The sequence below is a fragment of the Bdellovibrio bacteriovorus genome, from assembly GCF_001592755.1.
In the GTDB taxonomy this organism is placed as follows: Bacteria; Bdellovibrionota; Bdellovibrionia; order Bdellovibrionales; family Bdellovibrionaceae; genus Bdellovibrio; species Bdellovibrio bacteriovorus_E.
In genome coordinates this window covers 390,145-405,356 of record NZ_LUKF01000016.1, presented here as the reverse complement: position 1 = coordinate 405,356, position 15,212 = coordinate 390,145, and the positions used below count along the sequence as shown (strand labels likewise).

General features: G+C 46.6%; 13 protein-coding genes. 10 read left to right on the top strand and 3 right to left on the bottom strand.

Going from position 1 to position 15,212, the window contains the following annotated elements; translation table 11 throughout:
• Positions 1-22 precede the first annotated feature (22 nt).
• From AZI85_RS11655 to nadB, 3 genes are read right to left on the bottom strand one after another with little or no spacing between them, the layout of a single operon-like run.
• On the bottom strand, positions 23-607 hold the full coding sequence (locus tag AZI85_RS11655) for a hypothetical protein (RefSeq protein WP_063244201.1): 585 nt from the start codon (positions 605-607) through the stop codon (positions 23-25).
• Positions 607-1,458 carry an alpha/beta hydrolase gene (locus AZI85_RS11650; protein WP_063244359.1) on the bottom strand — a complete coding sequence of 284 codons (852 nt, stop codon included), beginning with the start codon at positions 1,456-1,458 and terminating at the stop codon, positions 607-609. Before AZI85_RS11650 ends, AZI85_RS11655 begins: the two co-directional genes overlap by 1 nt.
• A 37-nt stretch (positions 1,459-1,495) precedes the next feature.
• Positions 1,496-3,109, bottom strand: coding sequence for an L-aspartate oxidase (gene nadB / locus AZI85_RS11645; protein WP_063244200.1), 1,614 nt, complete (start codon positions 3,107-3,109; stop codon positions 1,496-1,498).
• Between the two features lie 162 nt (positions 3,110-3,271).
• Here nadB and AZI85_RS11640 point away from each other — a divergent pair, with 162 nt between their 5' ends.
• Genes AZI85_RS11640 through epsC form a run of 10 tightly spaced genes read left to right on the top strand, consistent with a single transcriptional unit; the run spans position 3,272 to position 15,209 of the window.
• A complete protein-coding gene (locus tag AZI85_RS11640) occupies positions 3,272-5,581 on the top strand; it encodes a sensor histidine kinase (RefSeq protein WP_063244199.1) in 2,310 nt (769 codons plus the stop codon).
• Positions 5,582-7,069 carry a GGDEF domain-containing protein gene (locus AZI85_RS11635; RefSeq protein ID WP_063244198.1) on the top strand — a complete coding sequence of 496 codons (1,488 nt, stop codon included), beginning with the start codon at positions 5,582-5,584 and terminating at the stop codon, positions 7,067-7,069.
• Between the two features lie 21 nt (positions 7,070-7,090).
• Positions 7,091-8,293 (top strand): alanine racemase, encoded by a 1,203-nt coding sequence (gene alr, locus AZI85_RS11630; RefSeq protein ID WP_063244197.1) that lies wholly within the window; start codon positions 7,091-7,093, stop codon positions 8,291-8,293.
• Between the two features lies 1 nt (position 8,294).
• Positions 8,295-9,122, top strand: a complete 828-nt coding sequence (locus tag AZI85_RS11625; protein WP_063204968.1) for an MlaE family ABC transporter permease — start codon at positions 8,295-8,297, stop codon at positions 9,120-9,122.
• Positions 9,122-9,889, top strand: coding sequence for an ABC transporter ATP-binding protein (locus tag AZI85_RS11620; RefSeq protein ID WP_063244196.1), 768 nt, complete (start codon positions 9,122-9,124; stop codon positions 9,887-9,889). The genes AZI85_RS11625 and AZI85_RS11620 overlap by 1 nt, the downstream gene beginning before the upstream one ends.
• A complete protein-coding gene (locus AZI85_RS11615) occupies positions 9,886-11,256 on the top strand; it encodes an MlaD family protein (RefSeq protein ID WP_063244195.1) in 1,371 nt (456 codons plus the stop codon). Before AZI85_RS11620 ends, AZI85_RS11615 begins: the two co-directional genes overlap by 4 nt.
• 6 nt (positions 11,257-11,262) lie before the next feature.
• Complete coding sequence (locus AZI85_RS11610; protein ID WP_063244194.1) at positions 11,263-13,041, top strand: tetratricopeptide repeat protein; 1,779 nt, start codon at positions 11,263-11,265, stop codon at positions 13,039-13,041.
• Positions 13,041-13,742 carry a hypothetical protein gene (locus AZI85_RS11605; protein WP_063244193.1) on the top strand — a complete coding sequence of 234 codons (702 nt, stop codon included), beginning with the start codon at positions 13,041-13,043 and terminating at the stop codon, positions 13,740-13,742. Before AZI85_RS11610 ends, AZI85_RS11605 begins: the two co-directional genes overlap by 1 nt.
• Positions 13,742-14,710, top strand: a complete 969-nt coding sequence (locus tag AZI85_RS11600) for a 3'-5' exoribonuclease YhaM family protein (protein WP_063244192.1) — start codon at positions 13,742-13,744, stop codon at positions 14,708-14,710. The genes AZI85_RS11605 and AZI85_RS11600 overlap by 1 nt, the downstream gene beginning before the upstream one ends.
• Entirely contained in the window at positions 14,703-15,209 is a 507-nt protein-coding gene (gene epsC / locus AZI85_RS11595) for a serine O-acetyltransferase EpsC (RefSeq protein ID WP_063244191.1), read from the top strand. The genes AZI85_RS11600 and epsC overlap by 8 nt, the downstream gene beginning before the upstream one ends.
• Positions 15,210-15,212 lie beyond the last annotated feature (3 nt).

Genomic DNA, 15,212 nt, shown 5'->3' with positions numbered 1-15,212 from the left:
GGACTTCCTAGAAAAAAACTTATTAAGGTTGGAAATTTAAAACGCCAGAGCCGACAGCGCCCGTGATGGTCATTTTCATCGGTTTACCTTCAATAGAACGCATAGGAACCGGGAAGATCACGGAATAAGGCGTGTAAAAGCGGTTGTGATAAGGGTAAAGCCCTTCGATTTCTGCTAACTGCAATTTGATCTTCTTAGCTTTGCCTTCATAACGACGTCCATCGACATCCAAAAAGATTTTCCAGATTGTGGAGTCTTTGAAAAGATCATCATTCTTTCTTTCCGGAGTATAGAAGCTCAAGAATACTTCTGTTTCTTTGCTTAGGCGGTTCTCGTATTTCCCTTTTTCTTCAGTGAAGCGTTTGTCATCCCACTGATAAAGCATACTGCTTTGAGCAAGTTGGGCTTGAGCCACCGTTGAATTAAGCAAAGTCGCTTGGAAATCCAAAGTGTTGTAAAAGCCTGAATACTGGCGCACTTGATCGGAATACTTTTCAATCACTTCCATATAGTCATCTTTGGTTTTAATCGTGTGACCTGCGGGAGTGACTTCATAAGTGCTGGCGCACGCAGAAAGTAAAAAACAAAGGCTCAAAAGGTATTTCATTATTTAGACTCCAAGAAACCGTCTAAGAATTTTTTGATATCGGCAAAAACCGTTGTGCGCATAATGTCGTTCACGACTTCGTGTTTTGCTTCAGGGTAAATGTAAATTTCTTTTTTCTGACTGCCCAATTTGTCATAGAACTTTTTAGCTTCGAAACTACTGACCACGGGGTCGTTTTCAGCAATGACGAACAAAGCGGGCTTTTTGATTTCGTTCGCGCGTGGAAGAACGTATTCAAAGGATTCTAAGAAACCTAAGAACGCTCCCGGTGAAATGCGGTTGTGGCGAAGAGCATCTTGCTCAAACTCGCGAATCACATCTGGATCGCGCGTTAGCATATCATTCGTTAATTCGTTCCCCATTGTGATTGTCGGTAGTAACGAATTTAAGATCACCGCGCCTTTGGATTTATAAACAGGCACTGGAACAGAAACTCCTAAAAGGGGAGAGCTGACAACAATGCCGTCGCAGCGAATGTCGGGATTGCGCAAAAGAGTTTTAAGCTCGATCAAAGCACCCATCGAATGACAGAAAAGAATTACGGGGCCTTGCTTCACTTTTTCGTTCTTAAGAACCATGTCCAAAAAGATTTTGTAGTCTTTGCAGTAATCATCAAACTGCGCGACGTAACCACGACGCCCTTCAGAGCGTCCATGTCCGCGCAAGTCCCATCCGTAAAAACTCCATTGATCATTTTCAAATGCTTTGATCAGACGGTGGTAAGATTCGGAGTGTTCGCCTTGACCGTGATTGATGATGACGGTGCCGCGAGCATTCGGGTTGTCCCAAATTTGAAAGAACAGGTTGATGTCCTGATAACCTTTAAAAAAGCCTTCAGATCTTTTGTACATACCCACTAGATTGCCGCGAGAGCAATCAGCGGGCAAGTCAAATCAGGCCCCGGACCACGATTGTGTCGTGCGGTTCCGGACTGGATTCAGGGTAGTCGATATTGAAATGTATGCCTCGGGATTCTTGACGGCGAAGGGCGCATTCGACCGATAAGTTGGCGACGATAGCGATATTGCGGAGCTCTAAGATGTCAGAATGAATCTTCATGTGTGAATAGTACTCTTTCGTCTCTGACAAAATATTCTGGAGGCGATGTTGGGCGCGTTCCAGACGTTTGTTAGAGCGGACAATTCCCATGTAGTTCCACATCAAGCGGCGAATCTCGTCCCACATGTGGTTGATGACGATCATCTCATCATCATTTGATTCTTCCGGATGAGTCCAAGGCTTGGGATCCAGAGGGAAAAATGTGTCTGTATCCCACTGCTGCTTAATTTGTTCAGAACAGTTGTGGGCCATCGTTAAACATTCCAGTAAAGAATTTGAGGCCAAACGATTTGCGCCATGCAAGCCTGTGCAAGCCGTTTCACCGACAGCCCAGAGACCGGGAACATCCGTGCGACCGTTGAGATCCGTAAGCACACCGCCACACAGGTAGTGCGCAGCGGGGACAACAGGAATCGGCGACTCACTCATGTCGATACCGAACTCAAGACATTTGTTGAAGATCGTTGGAAAACGATTTTTTAAGAATTCGCGATCCAATTTTGTCATGTCCAAGTAAACACATTCTGCGCCGGTTTTTTTCATCTCTTTATCGATAGAACGAGCCACAACGTCGCGCGGAGCCAGCGAGCCCAGCTTATGATATTTCTGCATGAATGCGTTGCCAGAAGCATCGATCAATTCGCCACCTTCACCGCGAAGAGCTTCAGAGATTAAGAAGTTGCGCGATTCGCGATGGAAAAGACAGGTGGGGTGAAATTGCATGAATTCTAAATTCGCAATTCGCGCGCCCACACGGTAAGCCATAGCGATGCCGTCGCCCGTCGCGCCACTCCAATTGGAAGTGTAGAGATAAACTTTTCCTGCGCCACCGGTCGCAAGAGCCGTGTTCTTCGCTAAAAATGTATGCACCTCGCCATCATTTTTGTTCAAAGCGTAGGCACCGATACAGTGAACCGGATTCATGTCATTGGGATCGACCTCTTTGTTCACAATCAGGTCGATGGCGTAAAAGCGTTCAAGCAAAGTGATATTGGGATTTTCACGAACACGAGCTAAAAGAGTGCGGTGAATTTCTAATCCCGTTTGGTCTTCGAAGTGAAGAATGCGGCGAAAGCTGTGCCCGCCCTCGCGCGTCAAATCGATTTCATTGGTCTCTTCAGAGCCTCTTTTTTTAACGTCGAAATGCACGCCCCAGTTTTGCAAATCCTGAATGCGTTCAGGGGCTTGCTCTACATAGTTACGAACTACAGTTTCCTTGCAGAGGCCGGCACCCGCAACGAGGGTGTCTTGGATGTGAGACTCAAAGCTGTCCTCTTCCGACATGACGGCAGAGATGCCTCCCTGAGCCATGGCAGAGTTCGTTCCGCCCGCAGATTCTTTGGCAAGCACGATCACTTTTCCCAATGAAGAAAGTTTTAAAGCCAGCGCCAATCCTGCAGAGCCAGAACCAATAATCAAAACATCCGAGCGATGAGTACTCATAGTGGCATCTTCTTACCGCTTTTGTTGGCATTTGCAAAGGACTCTTGCTTGATTCTTACCAGTTTCTAAAACTACAATAAAATCAAAGACGTCGAGCGGAAGTGACAAGGCAAGATGCTTTGGGCCCCGCCGGAGGACTGTTACAGGGAAGGAACCGTCTCAATGAAAGTAAAACTCATCGCCGTCCTCGTTGCTGTTGCCGCGATTTTTATCGGAGCTGTTTTGTGGCGCACGGACAGTTTCGTTTACGGTGACAGAATGAGCTGGGTGGAAGCCCAAACGCGCACCCAAGTCGGTGCGATCAATCATTCCATGGCGACAGAGTTAAAAACTCTGCAAAGAGTTGTCGCAACTTTGAACTCAGAAAATTTTCAAAAAGGAAAGCTCAACTGGAATGCGATGGCGCCTTACTATGCGGCGGCATCGTTTTCGGTCAACGGCGGGAACCTTGAGCCGCAAGTTATCGTCGCGAAAGAAAATTCGAAAGCCGCGAATTGGACCACTGAGTTTGTAAAATCCGCCGTTGGTAATATCGCAAACAGAACTTCAGATTTGCGTTTTTATGTGAAGCCTTTTCAGGATTCTCAACGTGGACGTTATGTCGCTTTGGTATTTCTAGAAGGCAGCAAGGCTTACGCTCTTTTCGGATCTGGTGAAATTTTTCAATCGGTGATTGATGCCCAAAGAGGTGCTTTGAGTTCATTTTCAATTGTGACTTCAACCGGTCTTACTGTCGGTCATTCCGTGCCGGAGTATCTTGGAACAGTGATGCGCGATGATCCTGTTTTTAAAGAAGCACAGAAGAGCGGTTCTTCTCATGGCAGCAATACGTTTCAATTAAAATCGGGCGACCTTTACGGAATGTACGAGATGATTCCGCAAAGTAACTTGTTGGTTCTAAGCTCAGCACCTTTGAAGGAAACCATGAAGGGTCGCACGGGCTTGTGGTGGCAGTTCTTGCTTATGGGGGCAGGCCTTATGACGGTGGCCGCCGCCGCATTGCTGTGGTTAACGACGACAACGGAAAAACAAATCACTCAGCTTGAAGACGAATTGCAAGCAGCAAAGTCTCGTCCGCTAGCTCCACCGGTTCCTGAAAAAGTCATCGCGCAAGATCCTGAAGTCGTGCAAAAAGAAAAAGTTCAAGCTTCGATGAAAGTCGCTTCGGCTTTGGCGCATGAAATGCGCGGGCCTTTGGCTTCGATCTTGGGTTATTCGCAAATGATTCTGGCGAAGTCTCCAGAAACCGACATCGTGCAAAGCACAGAATCTATTTTGCGTGAAACACGCGCGGCTCGTGGAGTGCTAGATAAACTTCTGGGTTACGCAGGCGAAGAAGTGCAAGAGAAAAACTCCATGAAGGTCGAAGGGCCTTTAGTGAAAGCACTGAAAGAGATGGAGCCCCTCTTCGCGCAAAAAGGTGTCAAGCTGACAAAGAATATCCAAGACAACTCAGCTTTGGATCTTCACGTGGATGCGATCATGCGCGCGATCTCAAATGTTCTGCATAACTCTGTGGAAGCCATGGAGCGTATGCCGAAAAAAGAAATCAAAGTCGATCTTTTCGAAGATGCCGACGGTGTGCACTTGAATATCGAGGACACGGGCGAGGGCATTGAAGCCGCGAACGTCGACAAGATTTTTGATCCTTTCTTTACCACACGTTCTTTCCACAATCATATGGGCTTGGGCCTTTCGGTGGCGTTTGGGATTTTGAAAGAACACAACGCTGATGTGCGTGTGGAATCTCAACGTGGTCAAGGAACGAAAGTGAATATTCTGTTTAAAAAAGTTCAATCGGTGTCGGTCCTTAAAGCTCCGGCCGATGTTCTTGTTGCAAAGGAAGAGCCTCTAGTGATTTCCCCAGAGTTGCCGAAGTTGTCTGAAGAATCTGCTCATCAAGAAGAAGCCAAAGCTCACTATGAAGAGGTGAAAGCTTCTTCGGCGCCAGCATCGCCGCTGGATGTGAACATTGATAATCTTTTGGAGCTTCCTGAGGCGACAGAAGTCGCTCCTCCGCCGGCGCAAGCGGAAGAAGTGAAGGCAGAATCCTCACATGAGTCTTTGAAACCAAAAATCTCAACTCCCATTGTGTCGACGTCTTCGGTGAAAGCGTCACAGCCTGCAGCACCGGCTTTGGGTAATGATGAATTTAGTTTTATTGACGGCTTCTTAGGTGAAGAGCCAAAAGCCCCGCAAGCAAAGACCGAGGAAGCTCCGGCGACTGTGTCAGCTTCCGCAGCAGAGCCCGTCTTGGCAGAGGTTGTAACGGCTGATGAGGTGGCGACAACGATTGATGCGGCTCCAGTGGCTGAACCTGTTATGGCGCCAACGCCGGAAGAACTTGCAACGATGAGTGACGAATTAACTCCGGTGAATTTTGTCATGCCACCTCAAATGACGGCGAAGGCTAAGACGACAAAATTAGACACGTATCACGTTGAAATTCGTCGACCTGGAAAGAGGCTTTAGTTGAATATTCGCGATTATAGTTCTCAGTTTACGGTTTTTGTTTTCACCACCGATGTGGATGCGGGGGCTTCGGCGAAAGTGTATCTTTCGCAGGCGGGCTATGACGCTTACTACTTCCAAGACCCGGAAACTTTAGAACAGCGTCTGAAAGAAAATCCACCGCACATCCTGGTGTTTTCAACAGCAGCCCTTGCGGGGTCTTTAAGTGACTTCGTAAAAATCGTTCAGGACATCAATGAGGAAATCAAATTCATTGCGGTCTCAAGCGTTTCGCAATTCGATATTTTAGCTCAGTACAATAGCTTTGGTTTTGTCGACGTGATTTCAGATGAATCTGCAGCTTTAGAGTCACGTATTGTTTGGTCTGTGGATCGCGCTTGCGAAAAACTTTACCTGACTTATCAAAACGAACAGATCTTTGATGAGTTGCAAGCGACGAAATCCAAAGTGGAAGAAGTTCACGCCGCTGCCGTCAGCAGTTTGAAGCAGGCCGAAACAGAAAAGTCGACGCCCCATGTTTCAATGCGCATTACGGATTATCGATCCGCGCAAAGCAAGGAAGATTTGATTCAGAAATATCTGAATCATCTTCCCAATGCTCTGTGCATTTTCTTTAAGTTTCTGCCATCTGTTCGATCTTTCGTGGCGACCCACGCGCAAGGAATTCCTGCTTCCGACATTCAAGGTGTCGGCGTGCAATTAGAGACGGGCGACACCAAAGATCTAACGACCCAAATGGCGATGGGGCTATTGCCAGCGCGCTTTAACGATATGTTGGTTGAAGCATTTCACTTCAATCCACCCAAGGCGTTGCCGCTTTATGCCCATCACGCTTTAGAAGGTGTGTTTGTTTATTCCGGCAATATCACTCCCGCGGAAGCCAGCCAGCTCGCAGAAGAGTTCAGTCTTTTGTCTCTTTGCTATTCGACTTTCACGTTAGAAAAGAAAGTCGATGCCTTAGAGGTCCAAGATTTCGTGACGGAATTGTACAACCGCAACTTCTACCAAAAAGCTTTGGGGGATGAAGTGTCGCGGGCGCGTCGATTGAAGCAGCCCATTTCGGTTGTGAAGATCGCCATGGATGATTTTTATGAGATTGAATCATCTTTAGGTGAAGCAGTGAGAGATGAGTTGCTAAAATCCGTTGCAACCATCATCACTAAGACCAGCCGAACCAATGATTTGACGTGCAGAACTTCGGCTAACGAAATTGCGATGATATTGCCTCACTGCTCAAAAAAAGGAGCAGCATTGCGTTCAGAAAGACTGCGCCGAATTATCGAAGGCACGTCATTCATGGATAACGGTATGAAAGTATCAATCAGTTTGGGCGTGAGTGAGTATCCATCATTGTGTGATTCCGCGAAAACTTTGGACGAGACATCGACCAAAGCTCTTTTGCACATTACCGATAAGGGCGGAAATAAAATTTGTTTGTATAAAGCTCCCGAAACTCATCGTCCCGAGTTTGAAGTGGCGCCTGATTAGGCGAATGGAAAAAGTAATTTGATGGAAATGTATCGACACACCTTTGCGGAAATCAACTTGGATCACTTGGCGCACAACATTCGCCTGTTGCAGTCGTCATTTCCGCAAGCGCCTTTTTTGTGTCCGATGGTGAAAGCCAATGCTTATGGGCATGGCGACGTGCAATTGGCGCGCTTCTTAGAATCTTTAGGTATTAAACACTTAGGTGTCTGCCTGATTGAAGAAGGTCTTTTGTTAAGAAATTTCGGAGTGAAAGCCGAGATCTTGGTCTTCCGTGGTTTCGACAGAGAAGGTGCGGAAAAAATTCTTCAATATCAAATGACCCCGGTGGTAAGCACTTGGGAACATATCGAGCATCTCGAAGCGGTGGCCGATCAGCCCGTAAACATTCATCTGAAGTTTGATACCGGCATGAACCGTTTGGGTTTCCGTCCCGAGGAAGGGCAGAAACTTTTTGATCGTCTGTGGCAGAACAAAAAAATCCGCCTGAAAGCTTTGGTCACTCATTTGTACAATGGCGACGACGCTTTAGATCCTCAAGGGCAAAGTGCCGAACAGCTGCGTAAACTGGATCAAGTCAGTCAGCTCTTTAAGCCGTTCAATATTTTCTGCCACGCTTTAAATAGCTCGGGGATTTTAAATCTGCTGGCTTTAAAACAGCAGGGGGGAAGTAAGGATCATCCGCTTCTTTTACAAAACTGGGGTTTACGCCCAGGCCTGATGATCTATGGTTACAATCCCTTAGAAGATAAATCTGTCTGCCAATTAAAACCTGTCATGACTTTTAAATCCCAAGTGGCCACTTATCGTCAGGTCAAAGCCGGCGAGACTGTTTCTTATGGCGCCACTTGGAAAGCCAAGCGTGACTCTGTAATTGCTGTGGTCCCTGTGGGATACGCGGATGGTTTTCACCGCATTCTTTCCAACAAAGCGACGTTGCTGTTTGCGGGAAAAAGAGTTCCTATCGCCGGTACGATCTGCATGGACTATCTGATGCTGGATGTGACAGATGTGGTAGGAAACGAAGATTTGAAGAAATTTAAAGATCAAGAAGTGATCTTATTTGGATACGGCAGTGGAGGAAGTTTTCTTTCCGCCGACGAAATCGGAACACTGGCTCAAAGTATCACTTGGGAAATGTTAACCAGTGTCGGTGAGCGTGTGCCTCGGGTTTATACCGGGGTTGATGCCCGTTTTATCCGTGACGAAGTTGGGGGAGAGTAAAGTGACCTTAGCGGACAGATTCTATACGATCATCTCGGGCATTGGCGCCTTTGTCTTAAACAAAGTGCGTGATGGTATCGCCGAGACAGGTCAGATCATGATGTTTTTCACGGAAAGTGTGCGTCTGATCTTTGCGAAACCTTCGCGCTTCCCTGAAGTTATTCGTCATATGGAGTTCATCGGAAATCAATCCGTTGGCATCATCTGTTTAACAGGTGTGTTCACGGGCTTGGCTCTTTCTTTCCAACTCTATTTAGGTTTTAAGTTGTTCAATGCCGTGAACATGGTGGGACCTACGGTTGCCCTAGGGATCACGCGGGAATTAGGCCCGGTTTTAACCGGATTGATCGTTGCTGCCAGAGCCGGCGGTGCCATGGCGGCCCGTTTGGGAACTATGCGCGTGAACGAACAGATCGACGCCTTGGATGTGATGGGCGTGAACACGAAACAGTATTTGATTTCTCCGCGAATCGTGGCTGCGGTGATCTGCATGCCTTTGCTAGTGGCGGTTTTTGACTTCGTTGCGATGTTGGGAAGTTATTTCCTTTGTGTGAAATTGGTTTCTTTGGACGAAGCCGTGTTCTGGCAAAAGATCGCGGATTTCATCGAGGTGAAACACATTAACGAAGGTCTTTTTAAAGGCATGATCTTTGGCGTTTACTTCGCAGTAGTTTGTACTTATCGCGGGTTTAACACCACGGGCGGCGCTAAAGGTGTGGGTGATGCCACGAACCAAGGCGTGGTGCAAAGCATGGTCGGAATTATCATTCTAGATTATTTCGCGACAAACTTGATTCGCTTTTACTACAACATCATGGGGATTTCTTAATGAAACAAGAATCAGCAGTGTCCTTAAGGGACGTGAAAAAATCCTTCGATGGTGGAAAAGAGTTTGTCCTTAAAGGTATCAACTTAGAAATTCCGAAAGGCAGTTTGACTGCGATCATTGGTTTTTCTGGAACCGGAAAAAGTGTGATGTTGAAACATCTTTTGGGATTGTTCAAACCCACTTCGGGAACGATTGAAGTTTTGGGAACTGATATCGGAACCCTGCCTCCGGATGAATTGACAAAGTTTCGCTGTAAATTTGGCGTCCTTTTTCAGTCGGCCGCACTTTTTGACGACATGACTGTCATAGAAAATGTGTGTTTTCCCTTGTTCGAGCATCGCCGTGACTTGAAAGAATCCCAAGTCCTTCGTATTGCCGAAGAAAAATTGCAGCAAGTCGGTTTGGAGTCCAAACATTATCACAAACTTCCAAGTCAAATCAGTGGTGGGATGCAGAAAAGAACGGGTCTAGCCCGGGCTCTCGCCCTAGATCCAGAAATCTTGATCTATGATGAGCCTACCACGGGTTTAGATCCCATTCTGACTGAAATGGTGGATAATTTGATTCTGAGTACTCATAAATTAAGAGCTGGTGCGACGACGTCTATCATGGTGTCCCACGATTTGTCCGCCGCATTCAGGATTGCCGACTATATTGCGATGTTAGATAGTGGCCGAGTTCTATTATTTGGTACTCCAGAGGATTTCTTCAACACGGACATCGAGCTTGTGAAGAGGTTCGTGAATAAAGGGATGAAACATCAATGAATTGGCTTCGCGCTGCAGAGTTTAAAGTAGGTTTGTTAGTTGTCGTGGTGGGATCACTGATCGCCGTCATGTCGATGCAGGTCAGTGATGATCCTTCATACCTTGGTCGTTCTAAAAAAGCTTGGTTCTTACTTCCGAATGCAGGCGGCTTGGTTAAAAACTCAGCCGTACGTTCTGCCGGTATTCCTGTCGGTGTGATCAAAAACATTTCTTTGCAAGACGGAAAAGCTCGTATCGATATCACCGTAAAATCCGATGTTCCTTTAACGACATCGGCGTCTATCGAAGTGAAAGCTCAAGGGATCTTGGGTGACAAGCACGTCGAAGTATATCCAGGTTCGCCGACAGATCCTCCACTGGAAGATAATGCGCAAATCTTGATCGTTCGTGATGGTGGCTCGCTGGATAACTTGATGACTCAAGTTTCTGAAGTGACAACTTCGCTGAAAGAGGTTGCGAAGAACTTGCAAGAGGCCACGTCTGAAGACGGAACTCGTCGTCACGTTCTGGGTCGTATTGTTAAGAACATCGAGACTTTGACCGGTGACTTGGCGCAAATGACGACTGAAAACAAAGACAAGGTCGGCGATATCGTGGATGACATCCATGACATCACATCGTCTTTGAAAGAAGTTATGAACGACCAAAGCGAGACCGGTTTGAAAGAAACTTGGAAGCGCTTGTCGAACTCGGTTAAAAACCTGGATGAGATCACTTCAAAAATCAATAAAGGTGAAGGTGCTATCGGTAAGCTTGTCAGCGACGAGCAGACAGCTGAAAACGTTTCTTCAGCGATTGATGGCCTTAGCGGTATGTTGGATACTGCAAATCGCATTCAAACGGCCTTTGATTTCCGTGGTGAGTATTTAAATGATGTCGGTGCGACGAAATCCTATATCGGGGTGCAAATTCAACCCGGTCTAGACCGTTACTACTATATCGCCGTTGTGGATGATCCCGCAGGTCTTGTGGAAAAAACCGGTTACAAAAGAACAGGTACGGGGCCTGAATCTCCAGCGGATTACACGGAAACAAAAACTTATTACAACCAGATCAAGTTCACTGTTCTTTACGCGAAGAATTTCTGGGATCTGACTTTAAAGGGTGGTTTGATCGAGAACTCGGGTGGTTTTGGTATCGACTACTTCTTCTTCCGTCGTAAGTTGAAATTCACATTAGAAGCGTTTGATTTTGAAAATACGAATGTTCGAAGTTCTCTGTCTTATACCTTGTATCGCGGTATCTATGTTACTGGAGGTATCAACGATGCCTTCAATCAAGGGGACCGACGATCCAGCTATTTGGGCGCGGGTCTTTTCTTAACGAACGACGACTTAAAACTTCTTTTAACGAAAGCACCATTCTAATCTGATATGAGTACAGACAACGTGAACGGCAACGAAAAAAATTGGCTCATCAAATCCTCAACCAGGATCCTGGGCCCTTTTACGTTGTCTGAAGTCACGGAACAGCTTCGTACAAAACAAGTTTCGATCATCGACGAAGTTCGTCTGCCTGAAGGACGCTGGAGTTATATCCGCGAAAATAAAGTTTTCATGGATATCGTTAAAAATATCCGTGAAGAGCAAGATTCCCAGTCTGAACAGACAATGACTCAGTCGATTGCTCATCATACGATGACTCGAACTGATATTATTCCGGTGACGGATGATTTGACTCCTACGCCGGTTCCTCCGAATTTAGATCTGACTCCGCCACCTGTGCGCGACACAGGATTTAAAGATGTCACTCCGGTGCGAGAGCAGCCGGTGTCTCGTTCGACGACGGCTCCGGCGGCGGCTAAAAGCTATGGCGCTTCGGGCGATACACGCTTGCAAGGAAAGATTCGTCAGAAGTCCAACGTTCTTCGTTGGAGTTTGATCGGGGCTTCTTTACTGATCGCAGGTGTGGTTGTTCTTTCTTTGTCGCAAAAAGGTAAAAAGAAAAGTCTGGGTTATGAAGAGCTGATGTCGCATGCGATCCGCTATAAGACATTGGGGCTTTATGAAAAGTCTCTGCAAACCTACATGAAGGCGACAAAACTGAAAGAACCTGATGCAGAATCGCAAGTGCAGATGGCGTCAGTTCTTATCTCTGAAGACCGTCAAAGTTTGATGGGACGACGTATTTTAGAACGAGCTTTGGTTAAAGAAGGCCGCAGCCGCGCTGAAATCGTTGATGCCTACCTTGGAATCGCCGTTTCTTACATGATGGACGGGGACTTGAAGCAAGCCGAAGACACTCTTCAAAAAGCCATTGGGCATGAGCCTTTCAATGTCTCTGCTTTGCTAAACCTAGCGATTATCCAGCAGAAAAAAGGCAATTACGGCGAAGCGATGCGCGACTTCGATAATATTTATCGCAAAAATCCAAACTCAGTGCTGGCGCTTTTCGGTCGCGCAATGTCGACAGTAGAGTATGCAAAAGCGAATTCCGACGCGGGCGTTTTGCAGACTCTGGTGCGTGATATCAAAGCCAACGTTCAAAAAACCGGATATCTTCGCCAGGAACTTCTGTTGTTCAACGTCTATGCGCAAAATCTTTTGGGTGACGTAGATGGTGTGAATCAGGCGGTGGTTCAATTCTTAAGTCAAATGCCGGGGCAGGCGCGCAACTACACGCATCCTTTGCACGTGGAATGGCGTTTTACTCAATGGGATTATTTAGAAAAATACTGTGATGAGATCTATCAAAAGCAACCACCGAATCCTGAACTCAAAGCTTTGCGTGCGGTGTGTTTGATGGAAATCAATCGCGACAGCGACGCTGCAAAACTTTTGCAAGAGGCGATGGCTGAAGCTCCTAAAGATGCTTATGTGCTTTCCACTCAAGCAAGTTACCTGGCGAAAATCGGTCGTTTGCCAGAATCGACGGCGATCTTGAAGATGCCAGAGCTTTCCACTTTGTCAGTGAAGGATCTTTTGATGGGCGATATCTGTATTAATACAGGGGATGTCGCCTGCGCACAAAAAGCCTACACGGACGCGTATAATAAAGATAAACAAAGTGCATCGGCACTTTATGGTTTGGCTTGGGTGATGATGAGAAACAATGATCGCACGGCGGCCTATGATTACGTTCGTGCGGGTCTTCAATCCGAACCTAACTTTCTTCCGTTGCTAGAGTTGAGGGATCAACTGGAGTACGAGTGATGATCAAGTTCGTCCAGGTTTCTATCTTCTGGATGTCCGTAGTTCTTGCAGGCTGCACCTCAGATCCTGCGGGTTATCACGTATCAGAATATCATGACGTTAAATTCGAAGACTTGGCGGAAGATTTGAAAGTTCCCACGAAGGTGTGGGACATGCTGGAATTCAAAGCGGCTCCTGAAGGGGAACACGCTGAAGGTGGCGGTGGTGAACATGGCGCCGCAGCCGCGTCTTCGGCTGTTGGTAAGAATCTGGTTTTCTCTGAAGTAAATGTTTTCTTGGTCGAAAAAAACGACGGCATTGTCGAAAACAAAGCTGTTAAGTTGTTACTGCCTAAAGGCGGTGGCACGGTGGATTTATCCCGTTACATCACCAAGAAACAAGGGTCCTTCTTTGTAGGATTCGAATTCCCTCAGTTTGAAACGGCGACGGCAAAAAAAGTAATCTTCGTCAGCAAAGCCCGCAAGCGTCGTCTTGGCCAGCAAATTTTTGGCTCGGGTTGCAATCAGTTTTTCGATATCACCGATCGTTTTTTAAAAGAAATGGCCGGCGAAGGTATCAAGGTGAACACCACTCAAGAACGCTACGTCAGTGTCTTGGGCGGTACCTTCTTTTTCTCGGCGCAAAAAGACAACGACGTTTACTTGGCGCAAGTGACCTTCACGCACTCTGAATATTCACCACTTTTCTGTGAGGCCCCGTAATGGAAAGAAAATCGATCCAAAGTCTTCAGGATAAAGATGGCGTAGACATGAATTTCTTAGTGAAAGAAAAACATGTCGGAATGGGAAAAAACGGTCGTCCTTTTATGGGGCTTCAGTTGGGTGATGCCACGGGAAGTTTAGATGCGCGTCTTTGGGATCGCGTGGATGAACTGGCGAAAGAATTTGAAGTTGGTGACGTTGTTAAGATCAAAGGTCAGATTCAACTTTTCCAAAATCGCAAGCAGCTTGTTGTGCATCGTTTGGAAAGAGTGGACTCTTCGACGGTGAATTTTGAAGACTTTATCGCAAAATCTTCGCGCAATACCGAAGACATGTTGGTCGAACTTTTGAACATGGTTCGAACTATGAAGAACGATCACCTTCGTCAGTTGATTTTAGATACGTTGGAAGATCCGGAGATTCGCCCGAAAGTTTTAAGAGCTCCCGCAGCCAAATCCATTCACCACGCGTGGACGGGAGGACTGCTTGAGCACATTCTTTCGATTTGTAAGATCATGGATTTCATGGGGTCGCACTATCCTTTCCTAAACCGAGATCTTCTTTTATTCGGCGCTATTTTTCATGACATCGGAAAGTTGTGGGAACTTTCTTACGACAATGGTATCTCTTACACAGACCGCGGTCGTCTGATTGGTCACATGCAAATCGCCTGTGAGTTGATCGATAAAAAAGCCTCGCGCATCTTGGGATTCAACGAAGAGCTGCGAGATATTTGTAAGCACATTATTTTAAGTCATCACGGCAAACTGGAATACGGTTCTCCAAAAAGACCTAAATTTTTAGAGGCGATGGTGATCGCGATGGTCGATGACTTTGACAGCAAAGTGGCGACTTTAAAAACGTTGATGGACGCGGAAAGAGGCTCGGGTGAAAAATGGTCCCGATACAATGAACTCTTTGATCGCTACTTCCTGCTGGATGATATGAATGAGAAGTTAAATGGTTAATGGTATTCTAGAGTTCCTGCGCACGTATAAAAACTATGATCCGGCAGCCAAGTCCCTCTGGGAAATCGGTCTTCTGTATCCGGGTCCGAAAGCTTTATTCTTTCACCGTATCGCGCATGCTTGTTATAAAGCGGAGTTATTTTTCGTAGGCCGCTTGGTCGCTGAAATCTCAAGATTACTGACGGGAATCGAAATTCACCCGGGCGCCACTATCGGTAAACGCCTGGTGATCGATCATGGCATGGGTGTGGTGATCGGCGAAACAGCCGTTGTCGGCGATGACTGCATCATCTTTCATGGAGTCACGTTAGGCGGTTTAAAATTCGACCCGGTAAAACGTCATCCCACTGTTGGAAATAAAGTTCTTATTGGAACAGGGGCGAAAGTTCTAGGTCCCATCACCGTCGGCGATGGAGCTTTGATCGGTGCTAACGCCGTTGTGACCAGAGATGTTCCGCCGGGTGCCACGATGGTAGGTCCTCTTTCTACGCAAAAATAGGAG

What these genes read in the sequence shown, in the direction of transcription:
- nadB (WP_063244200.1), bottom strand. Translation starts at nt 3,109, where the DNA reads ATGAGTACTCATCGCTCGGATGTTTTGATTATTGGTTCTGGCTCTGCA.
- AZI85_RS11605 (WP_063244193.1), top strand. Translation starts at nt 13,041, where the DNA reads ATGATCAAGTTCGTCCAGGTTTCTATCTTCTGGATGTCCGTAGTTCTT.
- alr (WP_063244197.1), top strand. Translation starts at nt 7,091, where the DNA reads ATGGAAATGTATCGACACACCTTTGCGGAAATCAACTTGGATCACTTG.
- AZI85_RS11640 (WP_063244199.1), top strand. Translation starts at nt 3,272, where the DNA reads ATGAAAGTAAAACTCATCGCCGTCCTCGTTGCTGTTGCCGCGATTTTT.
- AZI85_RS11600 (WP_063244192.1), top strand. Translation starts at nt 13,742, where the DNA reads ATGGAAAGAAAATCGATCCAAAGTCTTCAGGATAAAGATGGCGTAGAC.
- epsC (WP_063244191.1), top strand. Translation starts at nt 14,703, where the DNA reads ATGGTTAATGGTATTCTAGAGTTCCTGCGCACGTATAAAAACTATGAT.
- AZI85_RS11610 (WP_063244194.1), top strand. Translation starts at nt 11,263, where the DNA reads ATGAGTACAGACAACGTGAACGGCAACGAAAAAAATTGGCTCATCAAA.
- AZI85_RS11655 (WP_063244201.1), bottom strand. Translation starts at nt 607, where the DNA reads ATGAAATACCTTTTGAGCCTTTGTTTTTTACTTTCTGCGTGCGCCAGC.
- AZI85_RS11620 (WP_063244196.1), top strand. Translation starts at nt 9,122, where the DNA reads ATGAAACAAGAATCAGCAGTGTCCTTAAGGGACGTGAAAAAATCCTTC.
- AZI85_RS11615 (WP_063244195.1), top strand. Translation starts at nt 9,886, where the DNA reads ATGAATTGGCTTCGCGCTGCAGAGTTTAAAGTAGGTTTGTTAGTTGTC.
- AZI85_RS11650 (WP_063244359.1), bottom strand. Translation starts at nt 1,458, where the DNA reads ATGTACAAAAGATCTGAAGGCTTTTTTAAAGGTTATCAGGACATCAAC.